Consider the following 16,985-nt stretch of genomic DNA (forward strand, 5'->3'; position numbering starts at 1 on the left):
ATGAGGGCATTTACCGTACCGTCAAACCCTGTATTGCTTGGACGATGGGTAAGATGATCGAAATGCCGCTTTGGGTACTGCTGCTGTTGATCGCCTTTGCGGCGGTGACCTTTGCGTCGCATTTCCTGTTTCCCTCGGTGCGCTGGTTCTTTCGCCGCCGGATGGAGCGCGTCGTCGCCAAGCTCAACCAGCGGCTCGAGCGCCCGATCCAGCCGTTCAAGCTGGCGCGGCGTTACGACATGATCCAGCGGCTGATCTATGATCCCGAGGTCAGCCGCGCCATAGCCGACCATGCCAGCGCCGAAGGCATCCCCGAAAATGTCGCCTTCGAGAAAGCCAGGCGCTATGCGCGCGAGATCGTACCGGGTTTCTCGGCGACCGCCTATTTCGGCTTCGCGATCCGTGCGGCGAAATGGTTGTCGCGCGCGCTTTACCAGGTGCGGCTGGGGCATTTCGACGAGGCCGCACTGGCCAATGTGGACCGCGACGCGACCATCGTCTTCGTGATGAACCACCGCTCGAACATGGATTACGTGTTGGTGACATGGCTTGCCGCCGAACGCTCGGCGCTCAGCTATGCGGTGGGGGAATGGGCGCGGGTCTGGCCGTTGTCGCGGCTGATCAAGGCGATGGGCGCCTATTTCATCCGCCGCAAATCGCGCAACGATCTCTATCGCCGGGTGCTGGCGCGCTACGTGCGCATGGCGACGGATGCGGGCGTGACGCAGGCCGTGTTCCCCGAAGGCGGGCTGAGCCTTGACGGGGGGCTGACGCTGCCCAAGCTGGGAATCCTGAAATACATCGTCGAAGGTCGGGCGCGCGATGCGCGCGATGTGGTCTTCGTGCCGGTGGCGATCAATTACGACCGTGTTTTCGAGGACCGCATCCTTGTCGCCGCCGATCAGCGCGGCGAGCGCCGTTTTCGCGCCCGTATCAGCGTGGTGGGGCGCTTCATCCTGCATCAGTGTTGGCTCTGGCTGACGCGGCGCTATCATCGCCACGGCTACGCCGCCGTCAGTTTCGGCGCGCCCCTGTCGCTGACCGGTTTTCAGCAGGACCACCCCGGTGCCCCGGTCGAGGCTCTGGGCCAGCAACTGATAAAGCGCATCGGCGAAGAGGTGCCGGTGGTGCCGGTGCCGCTGGTGGCGCGGGCGCTCCTGTCGGGTGGTGCGATGTCGCGCGACGACCTCGAAAAGGCGGTGGCTCAGATGGTCGCGCAGCTGCCGCGCGCCGATATCTGCCTGCCGCGCGCCGACATGGCCGATGCGGTCGACTCCGGCTTGCGCAGCCTGTTGGGCCGCGGGCTGGTCAGCGACAGCGGCGGAATGATCGCGCCGGTGGCTGAACATGAGGCGATTCTGGCCTTTTATGCCCGCTCGATTGCGCATCTTTTCTGCGCGCGCAGCGTGTAGACGCGGAATTTCTGCACCTGCGGGGTCATAAAATTACAAAAAACATCACCTTGGGATTGCATTGTTGCGTGATGGATTATATCCCCATGGTCGGCACCGTGATTCTGCATCGCGGCAATATGGATCGACAAGGAGGCTGGGAATGGCTCTGGATACCGAAACGGGCATCGCGCCCTACGACGCGCCGGAAAAGGATCTCTACGAGATCGGTGAAATGCCCCCGTTGGGCTATGTCCCCCGGCAGATGTATGCTTGGGCCATCCGCCGCGAGCGTCACGGCACCCCCGACAAGTCCTTTCAGGTCGAAGTGGTCGATACCCCGACCCCGGACAGCCACGAGGTGCTTGTCCTGGTGATGGCCGCGGGCGTCAACTATAACGGCATCTGGGCGGGTCTTGGCCAGCCGATCAGCCCCTTTGACAGCCACGGTGCCGATTATCATATCGCCGGCTCGGATGCTGCGGGCATCGTCTGGGCCGTGGGCGACAAGGTCAAAAGCTGGAAGGTCGGCGACGAGGTCGTCGTGCATTGCAACCAGGACGATGGCGACGACGAGGAATGCAATGGCGGCGACCCGATGTATTCGCCCAGCCAGCGCATCTGGGGCTATGAAACGCCCGACGGGTCCTTCGCTCAGTTCACCAACGTTCAGGCTCAGCAGCTTCTGCCGCGCCCGCGTCACCTGACATGGGAGGAAAGCGCCTGTTACACGCTGACGCTGGCCACCGCCTACCGGATGCTGTTCGGCCATCACCCGCATGAACTCAAGCCCGGCCAGAACGTGCTGGTCTGGGGTGCCTCGGGCGGGCTCGGGTCCTTCGCGATCCAGCTGATCAATGCGGCGGGCGGCAACGCGATCGGCGTGATCTCGGAAGAGGACAAACGCCAGTTCGTCATGGATCTCGGCGCCAAGGGCGTCATCAACCGCAAGGATTTCAGCTGCTGGGGCCAGCTGCCCACGGTGAACACCCCCGAATATGCCGAATGGTTCAAGGAAGTGCGCAAGTTCGGCAAGGCAATCTGGGACATCACCGGCAAGGGCAACAATGTCGATATCGTCTTCGAACATCCCGGCGAGGCGACCTTCCCGGTCTCGACCTTCGTGTGCAAGAAGGGCGGCATGGTCGTGATCTGCGCGGGCACCACCGGCTTCAACTGCACCTTCGACGTGCGCTACATGTGGATGCACCAGAAGCGCCTGCAAGGCAGCCATTTCGCCCATCTCAAACAGGCTGCCTCCGCCAACCGCCTGATGGTCGAGCGCCGTATCGACCCCTGCATGTCCGAGGTCTTCCCTTGGGAACAGATCCCCGACGCGCATACGAAAATGCTCAACAACCAGCACAAGCCGGGCAACATGGCCGTGCTGGTCCAGTCCCCGAAAACCGGCCTTCGCACCGTCGAGGACGTGCTGGAAGCCGGCAAGTAAGCCACAGAACCCTCGGGGAGGAGGGGGAGCGCCCGCGAACCGGTATGGCCGGTCGCGGGCGATCTGCTTTTTTCGCCGCGCCTTCTGCCGATGCACTACCCCGGCTGGCGGCCCCTGTCTTGCAGGGCCGGAAAAGGAGGATTCACTGACAACCAATTCGTGCTAAGATTGTATTTTAAAGCCCCTTAACCCGTTAAGCGGAGTTCCGGCATGAAGAATGAATGGATCCTCGACGTGCTCGCCGATCTGGAGGCATTCGCCCGCCAGAACGGGTTGGCCGCTCTTGCCACGCAACTGCACGATACACGGCTTCTGGCGGTGCTTGAACTGGCGCGCGACAGTGAACAGGGCGACACGGATGAGGGCAGCGCGCGCCTCAATGCCGGCACTGGCCTCCCTGCGATCGGCAAGCGCGTCTGAAGGCGCAAGCCCCGGCATCCGGGCGATGCGCCCTGCTGGCGCCCTGTTGCTGTCTCTGCCTCTGGTGCTGCCCGCGCTGCTTGGATAATGTCGCGCCATGTCCGGCAGCGCACTCACATTTTCCCACGATCAGGCCGAAGCCCATGACCGCATCGCCGAGATGCTGCGCGGCGCGGGGGTCGATCTCGACAGCGGGCAGCTCACGCCGCCGCGCGAAGGCGGTTCCAAGGTCATGGCGGTGATCGGCAAGGCGGGTTCGGGCAAGACCCTGCTGCTTGCGGCGCTGTTTCGCGCGCTCGAGGAGGCGGGGGTCGATGTGGTCTCCGGCGACTGGGAGGGGCGGCGGCGGCGCGACCGGCGCACGCTGGCGATCCTCGCGCCCACCAACAAGGCGGCCAGCGTGCTCAGGATGCGCGGCGTGCCTGCCACTACCATTCACCGCATTCTCTATACGCCCGTCTATCACCCCGAATACGCAAAGATCGCCGAATGGCTGGCCGGCAACGGCGAGCGCCCCGATATCGAGGGCCTCAGCGAAGAGGCGCTGAACCGCGCGCTGGCCTTCTTCCAGTCGAACCGCTCGATCCCCGGCGCGCTGGCGGCGGCGGGCCTGCGCGGCAGCGATTTCATCACCGGCTGGACCCGGCGCGAGGAACCGCTCGATATCGGTTTCGTCGACGAGGCCTCGATGCTCGATGACCGGCAGTTCGAGGACCTCAAGGAGATATTCCCCAACCTGCTTCTGTTCGGCGACCCCGCGCAGCTTGCGCCGGTCAAGCAATCGGGCTCGATGGTGTTCGATGCCTTGCCTGCGCCTGCCAAGCTTGAACTGCACCGCATCCACCGTCAGGATGCCGATAATCCGATCCTCGATCTCGCCCATGCGCTGGGCGATCCCGAGGTGGATTTCCACCGCTTCGAGACCCTGGTGCAGGAGGCCGCCCGGCGTGACGACCGCGTGCAATGGGCGCAGCGCGTCGAGGTGGACCTGATGGCGCGCTCGCCGGTCCTCGTCTGGCGCAACGCCACCCGCATCCGCCTGATCCACGCCTTTCGCGCGGTCCACGGCGCGCCCGACGATGCGCTTCTGGAAGGCGAGCCGCTGATCTGCGACGGGATCGAACTGCCCATCAAGCACCGCAAGAAGCGCCTCGACCTCGAGGCGCGCGGGCTGATCAAGGGCGCGCAGGTGATCTATCTCGGGCCGGGCAACAAGCCGGGCTTCTCGCGCCTGCATGTGATCGGCGCCGAAGACCCCCGCGTCAGCGCCGCCAGCATCGTCAAGATCGAGAAACCCGACGAGAAGGAACCCTTCATCCCCTTCGCCGCGCGCATGGGGGCGACCTTCCTGCATGGCGCGGCGGTGACGATCCACAAGGCACAGGGCAGCCAGTGGCGCGACGTTCAGGTCTTCGCGCCTGATCTCGCGATTGCCGCCCGGATGGGGCGCAGCGAGGCGGGACAGCCCCTCTGGAAGCGCCTCGCCTATGTGGCCATCACCCGCGCCGAGGAACGCCTGCACTGGGTCGTGCGCAACCGCCTCGCAAAGCCGACAGGCCCCTTGCGGGTGGATGACCTGCGCAGCGCGCCCGTGCCACTGGAACTGGAGGCCGAAACATGAAGACCATCCTGGTCACCGGCGCCAGCGCCGGAATTGGCGCCGCCACGGCGCGTGCATGTCTCGATGCGGGCTGGCGCGTCGGCTGCCTTGCGCGGCGCGCGCCGGCACTTCACCACATGGCGGATGGCCACCCCAACGCGGTGATCCTGCCCTGCGACGTGACGGACGGACCCGCCGTCGAAACCGCTTTCGATGCTTTCATGGCAAAGGCCGGGCGGCTCGATGTGCTCTTCAACAATGCCGGCACTTTCGGGCGCGCCGCCCTGATCGACGAACTCGATCACGACGAATGGCGACAGGTGATCGATGTGAACCTGCATGGCATGTTCAACGCTGCGCGCGCCGCTTTCGCCCGGATGCGCGCCCAAGAGCCCCAGGGCGGGCGGATCATCAATAACGGCTCGCTCAGCGCCCATGCCCCGCGCCCGCTGTCGGTGGCCTATACCACCAGCAAACACGCGATCACCGGGCTTACCAAAAGCCTGTCGCTTGATGGCCGCCCGCATGATATCGCCTGCGGGCAGATCGACATCGGCAATGCGCGCACCGAACTTCTCGACGGGGTCATCGCCGCCAATCCCGATACGCCGCCCCCCACCATGGACGTGGCCGATGTGGCCCGCGCGGTGCTCTCCATGGCCAGCCTGCCGCCCGAGGCTAACATGCAGTTCATGACCCTGATGGCAACGAAAATGCCCTATATCGGCCGCGGCTGACCGGGGGGCGAAACAGCTCCCCCTTCATCTGGCCTCAAATACCTCGGGGGGTCCGGGGGGCTGGCCCCCCGGCCTTGTCTTCAAAAACCCTCACCCGGCCTTCTGTATTTCCACCGAATGCGGATAGGGGATCGAGACACCGCCCTTGTCGAAGGCCTCCTTCACCGCCTTGGTCATGTCGAACTTGAGGTTCCAGTAATCCGCCGCATCGCACCACAGCCGCGCGGTCAGATCGACGCTGCTGTCGCCCAGATTGGTGACCCTCACCCAGGGCGCGGGATCGTCATGCACCCGCTCATCGGCGCGCGCGAGGTCCAGGATCAGCCCCATCGCCTTGTCGGCATCGTCACCGTAATCGATCCCGAAGGTCAGATCGCAGCGCCGCGTCTGGTAATGCGAGAGATTGGTGATGATCTTGCCCCAGGCCTGCCCGTTGGGCACGATGATCTGCACATTGTCCGGCGTCACCAGTTCGGTGAAGAACAGGTTCAGGTCCTTCACCGTGCCCGCCGTGCCGCCGATATCGACATATTGGCCCAGCTTGTAGGGCCGGAACAGGATCAACATGAACCCCGCCGCCAGATCGCTCAGCGTGCCCTGAAGCGCCAGCCCGATCGCCAGCGTCGCCGCACCCAGCATCGCCACCAGCGATGTCGCCTCGATCCCGAACAGTCCCAGCACCGCGATCAGGACTATCAGCAGGATGACCCATTTGACCATCGAGGCGACGAAACCGCCCAGCGTGTCGTCGATCCTGGGGTTGCTGGTGACCCGGCTGCGGATCACGCTGCTGATGATCCCCGCCGCGATCCAGCCAACAATCAGCACCACGGCGGCCTTCGCCGCGCTGATCACCAGCGGCGCATAGCCGCCCAGCTGCTCCATCAAACCTTCCATCCCGCTTCGCTCCCGTTAACTGTTGCGCATCTCCAAAATGTCTCATGAAAAAAGGGGCCCGCGCAACCGCCAAGCCTCTTACCAGAAGTGTTGAGGAACCACGTAGGATCCCGAGTGCCAAAGGACCCTAACTGGCGAATGCTCTCGCAGAAACCTGCGAGCGCAGTTTCGTCGTCTCGGATATCGGCTTTGCAGACGAAGTGAGCTTTCGCTGCAGCTGCGCTGATGGTTGCGTTCAGGAATCTTCCAAACAGCCATCGTTTTGAATAGTCTGGCCAAGATTGAGACAAAACCGCACGACTTTGCCTCTAACGACAACCTCGAAGCGGCAGTCACTAAAGCGGATCAGCATCAAGCTGCCAGAACAACATTCCACCCGATATCATCAAGCGACCAATCGAGACCGTGATCCGGAAGTCCATAAGCATGCGTTAAAAAAGGCTCTGGATAAGGAGGGCAATAGGCACTCGGTCTTTGCTTGAAGAATTCATACCAAGCACACAATAGTTCGAGCCTTCCGGGTAAGGGAACACCGTAGCCGTCCGCTGCAAACTGCACGGTCGCCATCGCGATACAGTCTGCAATGGTAATTTGAGAGCCCGTCAGGAAGGGCCCTTGGTTTTCAGCCAGTATCAGATCTAGGCGTTCCAGCTGCTTTAGGTAGGCCTTCGCACCGAAACGCGCTGTGGTCGGATTCTGCTCTTCCATACCAGCGAAGACGGGGCTGGCCTTATGAGCCCATATCCCGAACTGAAGCGCGGTCTCATCTGCGATGCTCATGGCTTCTCGTGTTCGGGCCTGCTCGGCAGACGACCGCCCGATCATGTTCGGCTGCGGATACCGATCCTCTAGGTATTCTAGGATTGCGATTGAGGAACGAATCTTGAGGCCATCTTCGGTTTGCAACATTGGGACGGTTCCCAAGGAACTCACTGCCTTCAACTTGCCGATGCTTTCCGCATCCATCGCATCGAGAGCCACCCGGTCTATGTCGGTGATCTCCTTTTCGGAGAGGTAGATTCCGATGCGACGTGGGTAGAGCGCCCAGTTCAGTTCGTAGAGCTTCATGATGTTTCCTTTCAAGAGTCTCAGCTCAGCGCGTTGGCCAAACAAGTGATCTATGCACCTGGGCACCTGCCCAAGCGCCATCGGCCACAGCAAGTGACACCGAGTGCGGAACGCGCGCGACATCACCGCATGCAAATGCGCCGCCAATGGATGTCTCCTTTTCCTCAGAGGTGCGCAGTTGAGAGCCCATGGGCGTTTCCATCACGTCGCAGCCCATGGTTTCTGCCACCGGACTGGTCGGCGAACAGCGAGACGCCGTAAACAACCCGGCGAAGTGAAGGCGGCGACCGTCGGTCAGGACCACGTCGGCCTCGCCTTCGATCCGATCGATTGGCGTTTGCTCCACATCGACACCCCGGCGATTCAGATCGGCAAGAGCGTCGTCGTCCAGAGAAAATGTGGCATTGGTCATAAATGTGATTTTGCCCCAATCCGTCAGCAACTGCGCCTGATGCAAAGACATGGGCCCGGTTGCAATCACGCCGATATTGCCCTGATCCAACTCGTAGCCATGACAGTATGGACAATGAAACACCGATTGCCCCCACCGCTCTGCCAGACCAGGCACCTGAGGCAGCTCATCCGCCACGCCTGTGGCGAACAGCAGGCGGCGCGCGGCGAAGCTTTCGCCAGCGGCCAGTGTGATCTTGAACGCATCGTTTGCCCCGGTTGCGGTGGCGACCTCGCCCACTTTCCATGTCAGCGTCGGATATGCCTCCAGTTGGGTTCTGGCGGTGCGGGCCAGTTCTGCAGGATCGACGCCATCCTGTCCCAGAAAACCATAGGAATGGCTGGCTGTCCTGTTGCGCCGCAACCCGGCGTCGATGACCATCACCGATCTGCGCGCGCGCACCAGCTGCAGGGTGGCTGCCATTCCGGCATAGCCACCCCCGATTACGATAACATCCTGCATTTTCAGTCTTTCTGTTTAAGCGTTTCCGCGTGGCGGCGTTTGAAGTCGGCCACCAGATCGGCAAGGGCGACATGGGCGAAACGGTCCAGCAACAACGCTTCGGCGTCGGCAAACGCATCTTCCATCGCGGCGTTGACCGACTGCTCCACCAGGCAGGAGGGGTTCTCGGTCCGATTGCCGATCGCGAAAATGGCGGGTTCGCCAAGCGCTTCGTGCAACTGCTGCAAGGTCACAACCGTGAGATCGGCGGTGATGCGCCATCCCCCAGCATGGCCACGACCGGACGAAACGATCCCTGCCTCGCGCAAAAATCCCATGGTGCGCCGGACGACAACGGGATTGGTGCCCAAGCACTGCGCAATGGCTTCGGAGGTCATGGGCCCCTCATGCTCTGCCATGTGCAAAAGCGCGTGAAGGACGGAGGAAAGGCGGCTGTCCCTTTTCATGTAACAATAGATGTTATGATTCGACGTGACTGTCAAGCTATAGCGCAGCCATTCTAAGAACGCGCATTTTCACTTCGGAAGCAGCGATCTCTTCGGATGCTCCGCCGAAAATAACCTTTCGTGCCCATCAGCTATTGGACCTTTTTGGTGGACTGTTGAGAGCAGCCATAAGCTGCACAGCAAAATATCGACAAAAAGGGCTCGAAGCCGACAAACGCCCGCGTGATAGTAGCGACGGACCTGATCGCGATTATCAACATAGCTGGTAAGGGGCCCGCGCAACCGCAGGCCCCCGATCCTTGTGCCGCTGACGCGGATTACTTCTTGAGCGCGTCGCGGATTTCCATCAGCAGATCGATCTCGCTCGGCCCGGCGGGCGCGGCCTCGGCTTCTGCCTCTTCCTTCTTGGCGGCATTCTCCTTGGCGCGGTTCACCGCCTTGACCAGCAGGAAGACCACGAAGGCGATGATCACGAAGTTCAGGATCGCCATCACGAAGCGCCCCCATGCGAAAACCGCCGCCCCGGCCTCTTCCGCCTCGCCGATCGAGCCGAATTCGCCTTCGCCCAGCAGGACATACTGACCCGCGAAATCGACGCCACCCATGAACAGGCTGATGATCGGGTTGATCAGATCGCCCACCAATGAGGTGACAATAGCCGTGAAGGCCGCGCCGATGATGATGCCGACGGCCATGTCCATGACATTGCCCTTGGCGATGAAGTCCTTGAATTCCTGAATCATGTCTGTGTTCCCCGATCCCTGTGTCACTCACACGCGCGGCCCTGATGGCGCGCGCTCCAAGCGTGACCCGTTATCCCGGAGAAAAGCCAGCGTTTTGATGGGAAATCGCGGCGCGCCTTCCCATGCCGTTCAGGGCGTTCAGCCCTCCAGCGTGCCCTCCAGCACATAGCGCAGGATCGCGACCACCTGCTCGGGCGCGCGCGCCATCGCCAGCGCGGCGGCGTTCACCTCCTTGAGGGCGTGGTCATGCTCGGGCGGTTGCAGCACGATCAGCGATTTACCAAGCGCCGATGCATAGCCCGCGTCAAACGCCGCGTTCCACTGCTTGTACTTGTCGCCGAAACGCACCACGACCACATCGGCATCCTCGATCCCCTTGCGGGTGCGGATCGCGTTGATCATCGCGCCCTTGTGGTCGTGCCAGTACTTGTCCGCCTCGGCCCCCAGGATCGCCACACCGCAATCGTCGCTGGCGCCATGATCGGTCACGGGGCTGTTGAACCGCACATCCAGCCCCCTGGCGCCCTCGAGGATACGCTCGCGCCAATCGGTGTGAATTTCTCCGGACAGATAAACGTTCAGTGTCATGGCAGTCCCTGTTCCTTCATGTCTCCAACGCGGCGCTCACCCGCGCAGCGTGCCGCCCGTGGCCTTCTCGACCTTCTCGACGATCTTGCGGCTCACCGCCTCGATATCGGCCTCGTTGAGGGTCTTGTCGGTCGGCTGAAGCCGCACGGTCACGGCCAGCGATTTCTTGCCCTCGCCAAGGCTGCCGCCGATGAACTCGTCAAAGACGCGCACATCGTCGATCAGCGCCTTGTCGGCGCCCGCGGCGGCATTGACCAGCGTCAGCGCCTCGGTCCCGGCATCGACCACGAAGGCGAAATCGCGCTCCACCGCCTGCAGGTCGCGCAGCTCCAGCGCGGCGCGGCCCGTGGCCTTCCTGCGCGGCAGCGGGATCTCACCGGGGAACAGGGTGAAGGCCACGGCCGGCCCCTTCACGTCCATCTGCTCCAGCACGCGGGGATGCAATTCGCCGAAAATGCCCAGCACCTTCCTGGGACCAAGGCAGATGCGCCCGTGGCGACCGGGATGGAACCATGCCGGGCCGTCGCGCAGGATCTGCACCTTGTCGGGCGCGCCCATCGCCGCCAGCACCGCTTCGGCATCGGCCTTGGCATCGAACAGGTCGACCGCGCGCGCCGCGCCGTGCACATCCTTGGGGCCTGTCCGGCCAACCAGCAGCCCGGCGACCTGCACATGCTGCTCCTCGGGCTCGCCGCCCTGAAAGGCGTGGCCCACCTCGAACAGCGCCAGGTCCATATGCCCGCGCGCCTGGTTGCGCGCCGCCGCCTGCAACAGCCCCGCCAGCAGCTCGGGGCGCATATGGCTCATTTCCGAACTGATCGGATTGGCCAGCATCGTGGCGTCATCGCCGCCCCCGAACAGGATCGCGCTGGCATGGTCGATGAAACTGTAGGTCACGCATTCATTGTAACCCAGCGCGGCACTGGTGCGCCGCGCGATCTGCTCGCGCTTCTGCATCACCGACAGGATCGGCTTGGGAACACCGGGCTGCGCGCGCGGCAACGGCTTGCCCTCAAGCTTCGTGAGCGACGCGATGCGCGCCACCTCCTCGACAAGATCCGCCTCGCCCATCACGTCGGGCCGCCAGCTCGGCACATGCGCCATGTCGCCTTCCAGCTTGAAGCCCAGCGCCGTCAGCGTGCGGCGCTGCTCGGCCTCGGGAATATCCATGCCCACCAGGGACTGCACCCGCTCCGGGTCCAGCCGATAAGCGCGGCTCACTTTCGGAACCTCACCGGCGACCACGGCACTGGATGCCTCACCGCCGCACAGATCAAGGATCATCTGCGTCGCCAGTTCCAGCCCTTCCATGTTGAAACCCGGGTCGATGCCGCGCTCATTACGATAGCGCGCGTCCGAATTGATCTTGAGCCCGCGCCCCGTCGCCGCGATCTGGATATGGTCCCAGACCGCCGCCTCGAGGAACACGTTCACCGTCTCGTTGGTCGCGCCGGTGGCCAGTCCGCCCATGATGCCGCCGATGCTCTCGACGCCTGCATCGTCCGAGATCACCACCATGCCGGGGGCGAACTCATAGGTCTTCTCATCAAGCCCCACCAATGTCTCGCCGCCCTCGGCGCGATGCACCCGCAGATCGCCGCTCACCTTGTCGGCGTCGAACACATGCAGCGGGCGATTGCGGTCATAGGTGAAGAAATTGGTGATATCCACCAGCGCCGAAATCGGGCGCAGGCCGATGGCGCGCAGCCGGTCCTGCAACCATTGCGGCGAGGCGCCGTTGGCGACGCCCCGGATCACCCGCCCGGCAAAGACCTCGCAGCCGCCCTCGCGCGTGTCCTCGTCGATGGTGACATTGATGGGGCAGGGGAACTGGCCTTCCACATGGGCCTGCGTCGCGGGCTTCATGCGCCCCAGCCCGCGCGCCGCCAGATCCAGCGCAATGCCCCGCACGCCCAGCGCATCGGGACGGTTGGGGGTGATGGCGATCTCGATCACCGGATCGACCTTGGCGGGGTCATGCTCGGCCAGCCAGTCGGTAAACGCCTGCCCGACCTCGCCCGAAGGCAGTTCGATGATCCCGTCATGCTCTTCCGAAAGCTCCATCTCGCGCTCGGAACACATCATGCCATGGCTCTCGATGCCACGGATCTTGCCGACTCCGATCGTGGTGTCGATGCCCGGCACATAGACACCGGGGCTGGCGACGACCACGGTGATCCCCTCGCGCGCATTGGGCGCCCCGCAGATGATCTGCGTCTCGCCATCCGCCGTGGCCACCTGGCACACTTTCAGCTTGTCGGCATCGGGGTGCTTCTCGGCCTTCACCACCTTGCCGATCGTAAAGGCGCTCAGCCGCTCGGCGGGGTCCGAGATCTCCTCGACCTCCAGCCCCAGATCGGTCAGCGCCTCGGCGATCTCGGCCGGGCCGGCTTCGGTCTCAAGATGGTCTTTCAGCCAGGACAGGGTGAATTTCATCGGCTCTCATCCACGAAAGGAACATTGCTCAAAGCGCGTTTAGCCTATCCGGCGCAGGGGGAAAACCCCGCAGCTCGCAAAGCCCCCGCCTTCTTCTGTTTCAAAATATCCCGGGGAGCGCGAGGGGCTGGCCCCTCGCTCCCACCGCGCGCAACCGCGCGCCGCCTACCTGCTCAACCCGCCCCGCAATGTCGGCACGTCCAGCGCGCTGAATCCGTAATGGCGCAGCCAGCGCAGGTCGGAATCGAAGAACGCGCGCAGGTCGGGGATGCCGTATTTCAGCATCGCGATCCGGTCGATCCCCATGCCGAAGGCAAAGCCCTGCCAGGCCGCCGGGTCGATATTCCCCGCCATCAAGACCTTGGGATGCACCATGCCGCTGCCCAGGATCTCCAGCCAGTCATCGCCCTCGCCTACCTTGAGCGTGCCGCCTTCCCAGCTGCAACGGATATCCACTTCGGCCGAAGGTTCGGTGAAGGGGAAATGCGAGGCGCGGAAGCGCAGATCGACGCCATCGACCTCGAAATAGGCTTTCACGAACTCTTCCAGCACCCATTTCAGGTTGGCCATGGAAATGTCCTTGTCCACCGCCAGCCCCTCGACCTGGTGGAACATCGGCGTATGGGTCTGGTCGTAATCGGCGCGATAGACGCGGCCCGGGCAGATCACCCTGAGCGGCGCGCCCTGCAATTCCATCGAGCGGATCTGCACCGGGCTCGTATGGGTGCGCAGCACATGCGGCGGGCGCGTGTCGCCCGTGTCGCGATGCATGTAGAACGTGTCCATCTCGGCGCGCGCCGGATGGTGGCCCGGAATGTTGAGCGCGTCGAAATTGTGCCAGTCGCTTTCCACCTGCGGCCCCTCGGCCACGGCAAAGCCCATATCGGCGAAAATCGCGGTCACTTCCTCGCTGACCTGGCTGACCGGGTGGATCGTGCCGCTCCGGCGCGACCGGGCGGGCAGGGTGACATCCAGCCACTCACCGCGCAGGCGCTCGTCAAGGGCGGCATCCGCCAGCCCCTGTTTCTTGGCCGAGAGCGCCGAATTGATCTCGTCCTTCAGCGCGTTGAGCTTCGGCCCCATGACCTGCCGCTCCTCGGGCGTCATCTTGCCCAGCTCGCGCATCTTGAGGCTGATCTCGCCCTTCTTGCCGACGGCCTGCACGCGCAGGGTTTCCAGCGCGGCCTCGTCACCGGCATCGGCGATCGCGGTCAGGTACTTGTCTCTGAGGTCGTCCATCTGTCTCACCCGTTTGGAGTCACGGGCGGGTTACCGCGCCTGACGCGCCAGCGCAAGTGACTGGCGCGGGTCGTGGCGGCTGCTCAGACGGACGGCTCAGGGCTGACGGGCGCTGCGCACTTCCTGGTCATGCGCCGCCAGCAGGCGGCGGGCCTTCTCGCTCAAAAGCTTCAGAACGGGCTGTTGCGGGGTGCTTTGCATCTGCATCTCCATCCAACGAGCGGCCGGGCGGGCCGCGATCCAAGGGCAGGATGCCTGAAAAACGCGCCGGGATCAGGGCAGGGCCGTGGCCATTTCGGGCACGCCCGCAGGCGGCCCATCACGAAAAACGCCGCCGGCGCGGGGCCAGCGGCGTGTCTTGTCGTGTCTTGACGTTCTGTCCCTCGAACGCGGCTGGCTTATGTTGCCAATGCGCCTTTCGCCTGATCGACGATGGCGCCGAATGCCTCGGGCTCGCGCACGGCCAGATCGGCCAGAACCTTGCGGTCCACTTCGATACCGGCCAGCGACAGGCCGTTGATGAAGCGCGAATAGGTCAGGCCTTCGTCATGGGCGCGCACGGCGGCGTTGATCCGCTGGATCCACAGGGCGCGGAAATTGCGCTTGCGGTTCTTGCGGTCGCGCGTGGCGTATTGGTTGGCCTTGTCGACGGCCTGACGGGCCACCTTGAAGGTATTCTTGCGACGGCCGTAATAGCCTTTGGCGGCCTTGACGACTTTCTTGTGACGGGCGTGGGTAACGGTCCCACCTTTGACGCGTGACATGGTTCAGGTCTCCTTGGCCTTAGCGGGAATAGGGCATCATCGGGCGGACGATCCTGGCGTCTGCCTCGGACATGACCGTGGTACCACGGGCGTCACGGATGAATTTGGTGCTGCGCTTGATCATGCCGTGGCGTTTACCCGCCTGTCCGCATTTGATCTTGCCGCTGGCCGTCACCTTGAACCGCTTCTTGCAGCTCGACTTGGTCTTCATCTTGGGCATTTCCGGCTCCTCTTCAGGTTCGGTGGAACGCGCGACTCGGCATGCCACTTCGGCCGGCCACGCGGTATCAGAGCGCGCCGTATACGCCGACTCACTCTGTTTCGCAAGGGGGTGTCACCGTGAAAGACGGGTTCGTGGCCGCCGCGCCAGGAGCGGCCATCACACCGCCGCGCGCCCGCCGCTTGACCCCTCAGGGCAGATACCGTGCCACGACGCTCACGAAGGTGTCTGGCACCTCGCGGATCGTGTAGCCGCCCGGCTTGGCCGAGATCGCCCAGACCAACAGCGCTCCGCCCGCGATGATCGTGAAGGCGGCGACGCGCGGCGCGTGACCGTCGCTGAACGCCGCGATGATCGAGGGAATGGACAGGATGATCAGCACAAGGCCGACGATCAGCGCAAGATCAGGGTCCATTCGGCTCTCCGATGCGGGAAAAGGGCGGTTGGTGCGCCAGTTTAACCCGGATCGGTCGCGTATATCAAACTTTCCTGACAGGGCGCGACACGCAGGATGTTGGTGGTGCCCGGCACGTTGAAGGGCACACCGGCGGTCACCACGATCTGATCGAGCGGTTCGGCATAGCCTTCCTCGCGCGCCGCGCGCGCCGCGTTCAGCACCGCCTGCTTGAAGCGCTCAAGCTGGCCGGTCATCACGCAATGAACGCCCCATGTCAGCGCCAGCCGCCTTGCGGTGCCCAGGAGGTTGGTCATCGCGATGATCGGCACGCGCGGGCGCTCGCGCGCCGTCAGCAGCGCGGTTGTCCCCGACTGGGTGAAACAGCAGATCGCCTTGATATCCGTGGTCTCGGCGATCTCGCGCGCGGCGGCGACGATACCATCGGCCACCGATGTCCGGCTGACCCGGCGCGAGGCCTCGATCACCTCCTGATAGGTGGGGTCGTCCTCGACCTCGCGGGCGACATTGTCCATCGTCGTGACCGCCTCGACGGGGTAATCCCCGGCCGCCGACTCGGCCGACAGCATGATCGCATCCGCGCCCTCGTAAATCGCGGTGGCCACGTCGCTCACCTCGGCGCGCGTGGGCATCGGGCTCTCGATCATCGATTCCAGCATCTGCGTGGCGACGATCACCGGCTTGGCGGCGGCGCGGCACTTGCGCACCAGCCGCTTCTGGATGGGGGGCACGTTCTGCACCGGCAGCTCCACCCCCAGATCGCCGCGCGCCACCATGATCCCGTCCGAGGCCGCGAGGATCGCGTCGAACTGCGTCACCGCCGAGGGTTTCTCGATCTTGCTCAGGATCGCGGCCCGGCCCGCCGCCAGTTCGCGCGCCTCGGTCACGTCCTCGGCCCGCTGCACGAAACTCAGCGCCAGCCAGTCGATGCCCAGCTCACAGACGAATTCCAGGTCCGCGCGGTCCTTTTCCGACAGCGCCGCCAGCGGCAGCACCACGTCGGGCACATTGACGCCCTTGCGGTTTGAAATGGTGCCGCCGATGACCACCTCGGTCTGCGCGAAGTCCTTGCCGCATTCGACCACCTTGAGGCGGATCTTGCCGTCATTGACCAACAGGCTCGCGCCGGGCTCGAGCGCGGCAAAGATCTCGGGATGGGGCAGGCAGACGCGGCTGGCGTCGCCCTCGGTCTCGTCCAGGTCCAGCCGGAACGCCGCGCCCTCGACCAGCTCTTCCTCGCCATTGGCGAAACTGCCCACCCTCAGCTTCGGCCCCTGAAGGTCCGCCAGAATGGCGATCGGGCTGTTCAGCTCTTCTTCGATCCGGCGGATGATACGATGCTTTTCGGCGATCTCTTCATGGACGCCGTGGCTCATGTTCAGGCGGAACACATCCGCCCCCGCCTCATGCAGGGCGCGAATCGTGTCATAATCCGACGAGGCGGGGCCAAGCGTGGCCACGATCTTGACGTTGCGGTGGCGTTTCATCCGGGAGTTCCTGTCTTTATTCGCCGCCCGGTGTCTCTGTCCGGGCGCGTCCTGTCAATGGGCTGCCGGGTCCGGCGCGGTCCCTGGCTGTTCTGCTGCCCGCATGTTACCGCTAACAGCGCTCTGGCGTCCATTCCCAATTCACATCTTCTTTCATCTGTCCTAGAGGAT

17 protein-coding genes are annotated in these 16,985 nt (G+C 63.8%); 5 read left to right on the top strand and 12 right to left on the bottom strand.

What is annotated here, in order from left to right; all coding sequences use genetic code 11:
- Nucleotides 1-44: 44 nt before the first annotated feature.
- From N5A93_RS04775 to N5A93_RS04795, 5 genes are all read left to right on the top strand, one after another.
- Nucleotides 45-1,412, top strand: coding sequence for a 1-acyl-sn-glycerol-3-phosphate acyltransferase (locus N5A93_RS04775; protein ID WP_268953912.1), 1,368 nt, complete (start codon nt 45-47; stop codon nt 1,410-1,412).
- 142 nt (nt 1,413-1,554) lie between these two features.
- Nucleotides 1,555-2,841, top strand: coding sequence for a crotonyl-CoA carboxylase/reductase (gene ccrA, locus N5A93_RS04780; protein WP_268953913.1), 1,287 nt, complete (start codon nt 1,555-1,557; stop codon nt 2,839-2,841).
- A gap of 210 nt (nt 2,842-3,051) precedes the next feature.
- Nucleotides 3,052-3,261 (top strand): hypothetical protein, encoded by a 210-nt coding sequence (locus N5A93_RS04785; RefSeq protein ID WP_268953914.1) that lies wholly within the window; start codon nt 3,052-3,054, stop codon nt 3,259-3,261.
- A gap of 97 nt (nt 3,262-3,358) precedes the next feature.
- The gene (locus tag N5A93_RS04790) at nt 3,359-4,882 is read left to right on the top strand and encodes an AAA family ATPase (RefSeq protein WP_268953915.1); all 1,524 of its coding nucleotides are present in this window, start codon (nt 3,359-3,361) and stop codon (nt 4,880-4,882) included.
- Complete coding sequence (locus N5A93_RS04795; protein WP_268953916.1) at nt 4,879-5,598, top strand: SDR family oxidoreductase; 720 nt, start codon at nt 4,879-4,881, stop codon at nt 5,596-5,598. The genes N5A93_RS04790 and N5A93_RS04795 overlap by 4 nt, the downstream gene beginning before the upstream one ends.
- Before the next feature lie 90 nt (nt 5,599-5,688).
- Here N5A93_RS04795 and N5A93_RS04800 read toward each other — a convergent pair whose 3' ends face one another.
- The 12 genes from N5A93_RS04800 to pyk all read right to left on the bottom strand — a co-directional run bounded on the left by N5A93_RS04800 (nt 5,689) and on the right by pyk (nt 16,814).
- Nucleotides 5,689-6,495, bottom strand: a complete 807-nt coding sequence (locus N5A93_RS04800) for a mechanosensitive ion channel family protein (protein ID WP_268953917.1) — start codon at nt 6,493-6,495, stop codon at nt 5,689-5,691.
- Between the two features lie 351 nt (nt 6,496-6,846).
- Entirely contained in the window at nt 6,847-7,563 is a 717-nt protein-coding gene (locus N5A93_RS04805; protein WP_268953918.1) for a glutathione S-transferase family protein, read from the bottom strand.
- Between the two features lie 25 nt (nt 7,564-7,588).
- Nucleotides 7,589-8,476, bottom strand: coding sequence for an NAD(P)/FAD-dependent oxidoreductase (locus tag N5A93_RS04810; RefSeq protein ID WP_268953919.1), 888 nt, complete (start codon nt 8,474-8,476; stop codon nt 7,589-7,591).
- A gap of 2 nt (nt 8,477-8,478) precedes the next feature.
- The gene (locus tag N5A93_RS04815; RefSeq protein ID WP_268953920.1) at nt 8,479-8,922 is read right to left on the bottom strand and encodes an Rrf2 family transcriptional regulator; all 444 of its coding nucleotides are present in this window, start codon (nt 8,920-8,922) and stop codon (nt 8,479-8,481) included.
- A gap of 317 nt (nt 8,923-9,239) precedes the next feature.
- Nucleotides 9,240-9,665: a large conductance mechanosensitive channel protein MscL gene (gene mscL / locus N5A93_RS04820; RefSeq protein WP_268953921.1), complete on the bottom strand. Its 426-nt coding sequence runs from the start codon at nt 9,663-9,665 to the stop codon at nt 9,240-9,242.
- Nucleotides 9,666-9,803: 138 nt separating this feature from the next.
- Nucleotides 9,804-10,253, bottom strand: a complete 450-nt coding sequence (locus N5A93_RS04825) for a YtoQ family protein (protein WP_268953922.1) — start codon at nt 10,251-10,253, stop codon at nt 9,804-9,806.
- Nucleotides 10,254-10,289: 36 nt separating this feature from the next.
- Nucleotides 10,290-12,689, bottom strand: coding sequence for a phenylalanine--tRNA ligase subunit beta (pheT, locus tag N5A93_RS04830; RefSeq protein WP_268953923.1), 2,400 nt, complete (start codon nt 12,687-12,689; stop codon nt 10,290-10,292).
- Nucleotides 12,690-12,854: 165 nt separating this feature from the next.
- Nucleotides 12,855-13,928, bottom strand: coding sequence for a phenylalanine--tRNA ligase subunit alpha (gene pheS, locus N5A93_RS04835; RefSeq protein WP_268953924.1), 1,074 nt, complete (start codon nt 13,926-13,928; stop codon nt 12,855-12,857).
- A 398-nt stretch (nt 13,929-14,326) separates the two neighbouring features.
- Nucleotides 14,327-14,692 carry a 50S ribosomal protein L20 gene (gene rplT, locus N5A93_RS04840; RefSeq protein ID WP_268953925.1) on the bottom strand — a complete coding sequence of 122 codons (366 nt, stop codon included), beginning with the start codon at nt 14,690-14,692 and terminating at the stop codon, nt 14,327-14,329.
- A gap of 19 nt (nt 14,693-14,711) precedes the next feature.
- Nucleotides 14,712-14,912, bottom strand: coding sequence for a 50S ribosomal protein L35 (gene rpmI / locus N5A93_RS04845; protein ID WP_268953926.1), 201 nt, complete (start codon nt 14,910-14,912; stop codon nt 14,712-14,714).
- Nucleotides 14,913-15,102: 190 nt separating this feature from the next.
- Nucleotides 15,103-15,327 (bottom strand): hypothetical protein, encoded by a 225-nt coding sequence (locus N5A93_RS04850; RefSeq protein WP_268953927.1) that lies wholly within the window; start codon nt 15,325-15,327, stop codon nt 15,103-15,105.
- Nucleotides 15,328-15,368: 41 nt separating this feature from the next.
- Nucleotides 15,369-16,814 carry a pyruvate kinase gene (pyk, locus tag N5A93_RS04855; protein ID WP_268953928.1) on the bottom strand — a complete coding sequence of 482 codons (1,446 nt, stop codon included), beginning with the start codon at nt 16,812-16,814 and terminating at the stop codon, nt 15,369-15,371.
- Nucleotides 16,815-16,985: the final 171 nt, after the last annotated feature.

The sequence above is a fragment of the Roseovarius salincola genome, assembly GCF_026891095.1.
Lineage (GTDB): Bacteria > Pseudomonadota > Alphaproteobacteria > Rhodobacterales > Rhodobacteraceae > Roseovarius > Roseovarius salincola.

What these genes read in the sequence shown, in the direction of transcription:
- N5A93_RS04775 (WP_268953912.1), top strand. Translation starts at nt 45, where the DNA reads ATGGGTAAGATGATCGAAATGCCGCTTTGGGTACTGCTGCTGTTGATC.
- ccrA (WP_268953913.1), top strand. Translation starts at nt 1,555, where the DNA reads ATGGCTCTGGATACCGAAACGGGCATCGCGCCCTACGACGCGCCGGAA.
- N5A93_RS04785 (WP_268953914.1), top strand. Translation starts at nt 3,052, where the DNA reads ATGAAGAATGAATGGATCCTCGACGTGCTCGCCGATCTGGAGGCATTC.
- N5A93_RS04790 (WP_268953915.1), top strand. Translation starts at nt 3,359, where the DNA reads ATGTCCGGCAGCGCACTCACATTTTCCCACGATCAGGCCGAAGCCCAT.
- N5A93_RS04795 (WP_268953916.1), top strand. Translation starts at nt 4,879, where the DNA reads ATGAAGACCATCCTGGTCACCGGCGCCAGCGCCGGAATTGGCGCCGCC.
- N5A93_RS04800 (WP_268953917.1), bottom strand. Translation starts at nt 6,495, where the DNA reads ATGGAAGGTTTGATGGAGCAGCTGGGCGGCTATGCGCCGCTGGTGATC.
- N5A93_RS04805 (WP_268953918.1), bottom strand. Translation starts at nt 7,563, where the DNA reads ATGAAGCTCTACGAACTGAACTGGGCGCTCTACCCACGTCGCATCGGA.
- N5A93_RS04810 (WP_268953919.1), bottom strand. Translation starts at nt 8,476, where the DNA reads ATGCAGGATGTTATCGTAATCGGGGGTGGCTATGCCGGAATGGCAGCC.
- N5A93_RS04815 (WP_268953920.1), bottom strand. Translation starts at nt 8,922, where the DNA reads ATGAAAAGGGACAGCCGCCTTTCCTCCGTCCTTCACGCGCTTTTGCAC.
- mscL (WP_268953921.1), bottom strand. Translation starts at nt 9,665, where the DNA reads ATGATTCAGGAATTCAAGGACTTCATCGCCAAGGGCAATGTCATGGAC.
- N5A93_RS04825 (WP_268953922.1), bottom strand. Translation starts at nt 10,253, where the DNA reads ATGACACTGAACGTTTATCTGTCCGGAGAAATTCACACCGATTGGCGC.
- pheT (WP_268953923.1), bottom strand. Translation starts at nt 12,689, where the DNA reads ATGAAATTCACCCTGTCCTGGCTGAAAGACCATCTTGAGACCGAAGCC.
- pheS (WP_268953924.1), bottom strand. Translation starts at nt 13,928, where the DNA reads ATGGACGACCTCAGAGACAAGTACCTGACCGCGATCGCCGATGCCGGT.
- rplT (WP_268953925.1), bottom strand. Translation starts at nt 14,692, where the DNA reads ATGTCACGCGTCAAAGGTGGGACCGTTACCCACGCCCGTCACAAGAAA.
- rpmI (WP_268953926.1), bottom strand. Translation starts at nt 14,912, where the DNA reads ATGCCCAAGATGAAGACCAAGTCGAGCTGCAAGAAGCGGTTCAAGGTG.
- N5A93_RS04850 (WP_268953927.1), bottom strand. Translation starts at nt 15,327, where the DNA reads ATGGACCCTGATCTTGCGCTGATCGTCGGCCTTGTGCTGATCATCCTG.
- pyk (WP_268953928.1), bottom strand. Translation starts at nt 16,814, where the DNA reads ATGAAACGCCACCGCAACGTCAAGATCGTGGCCACGCTTGGCCCCGCC.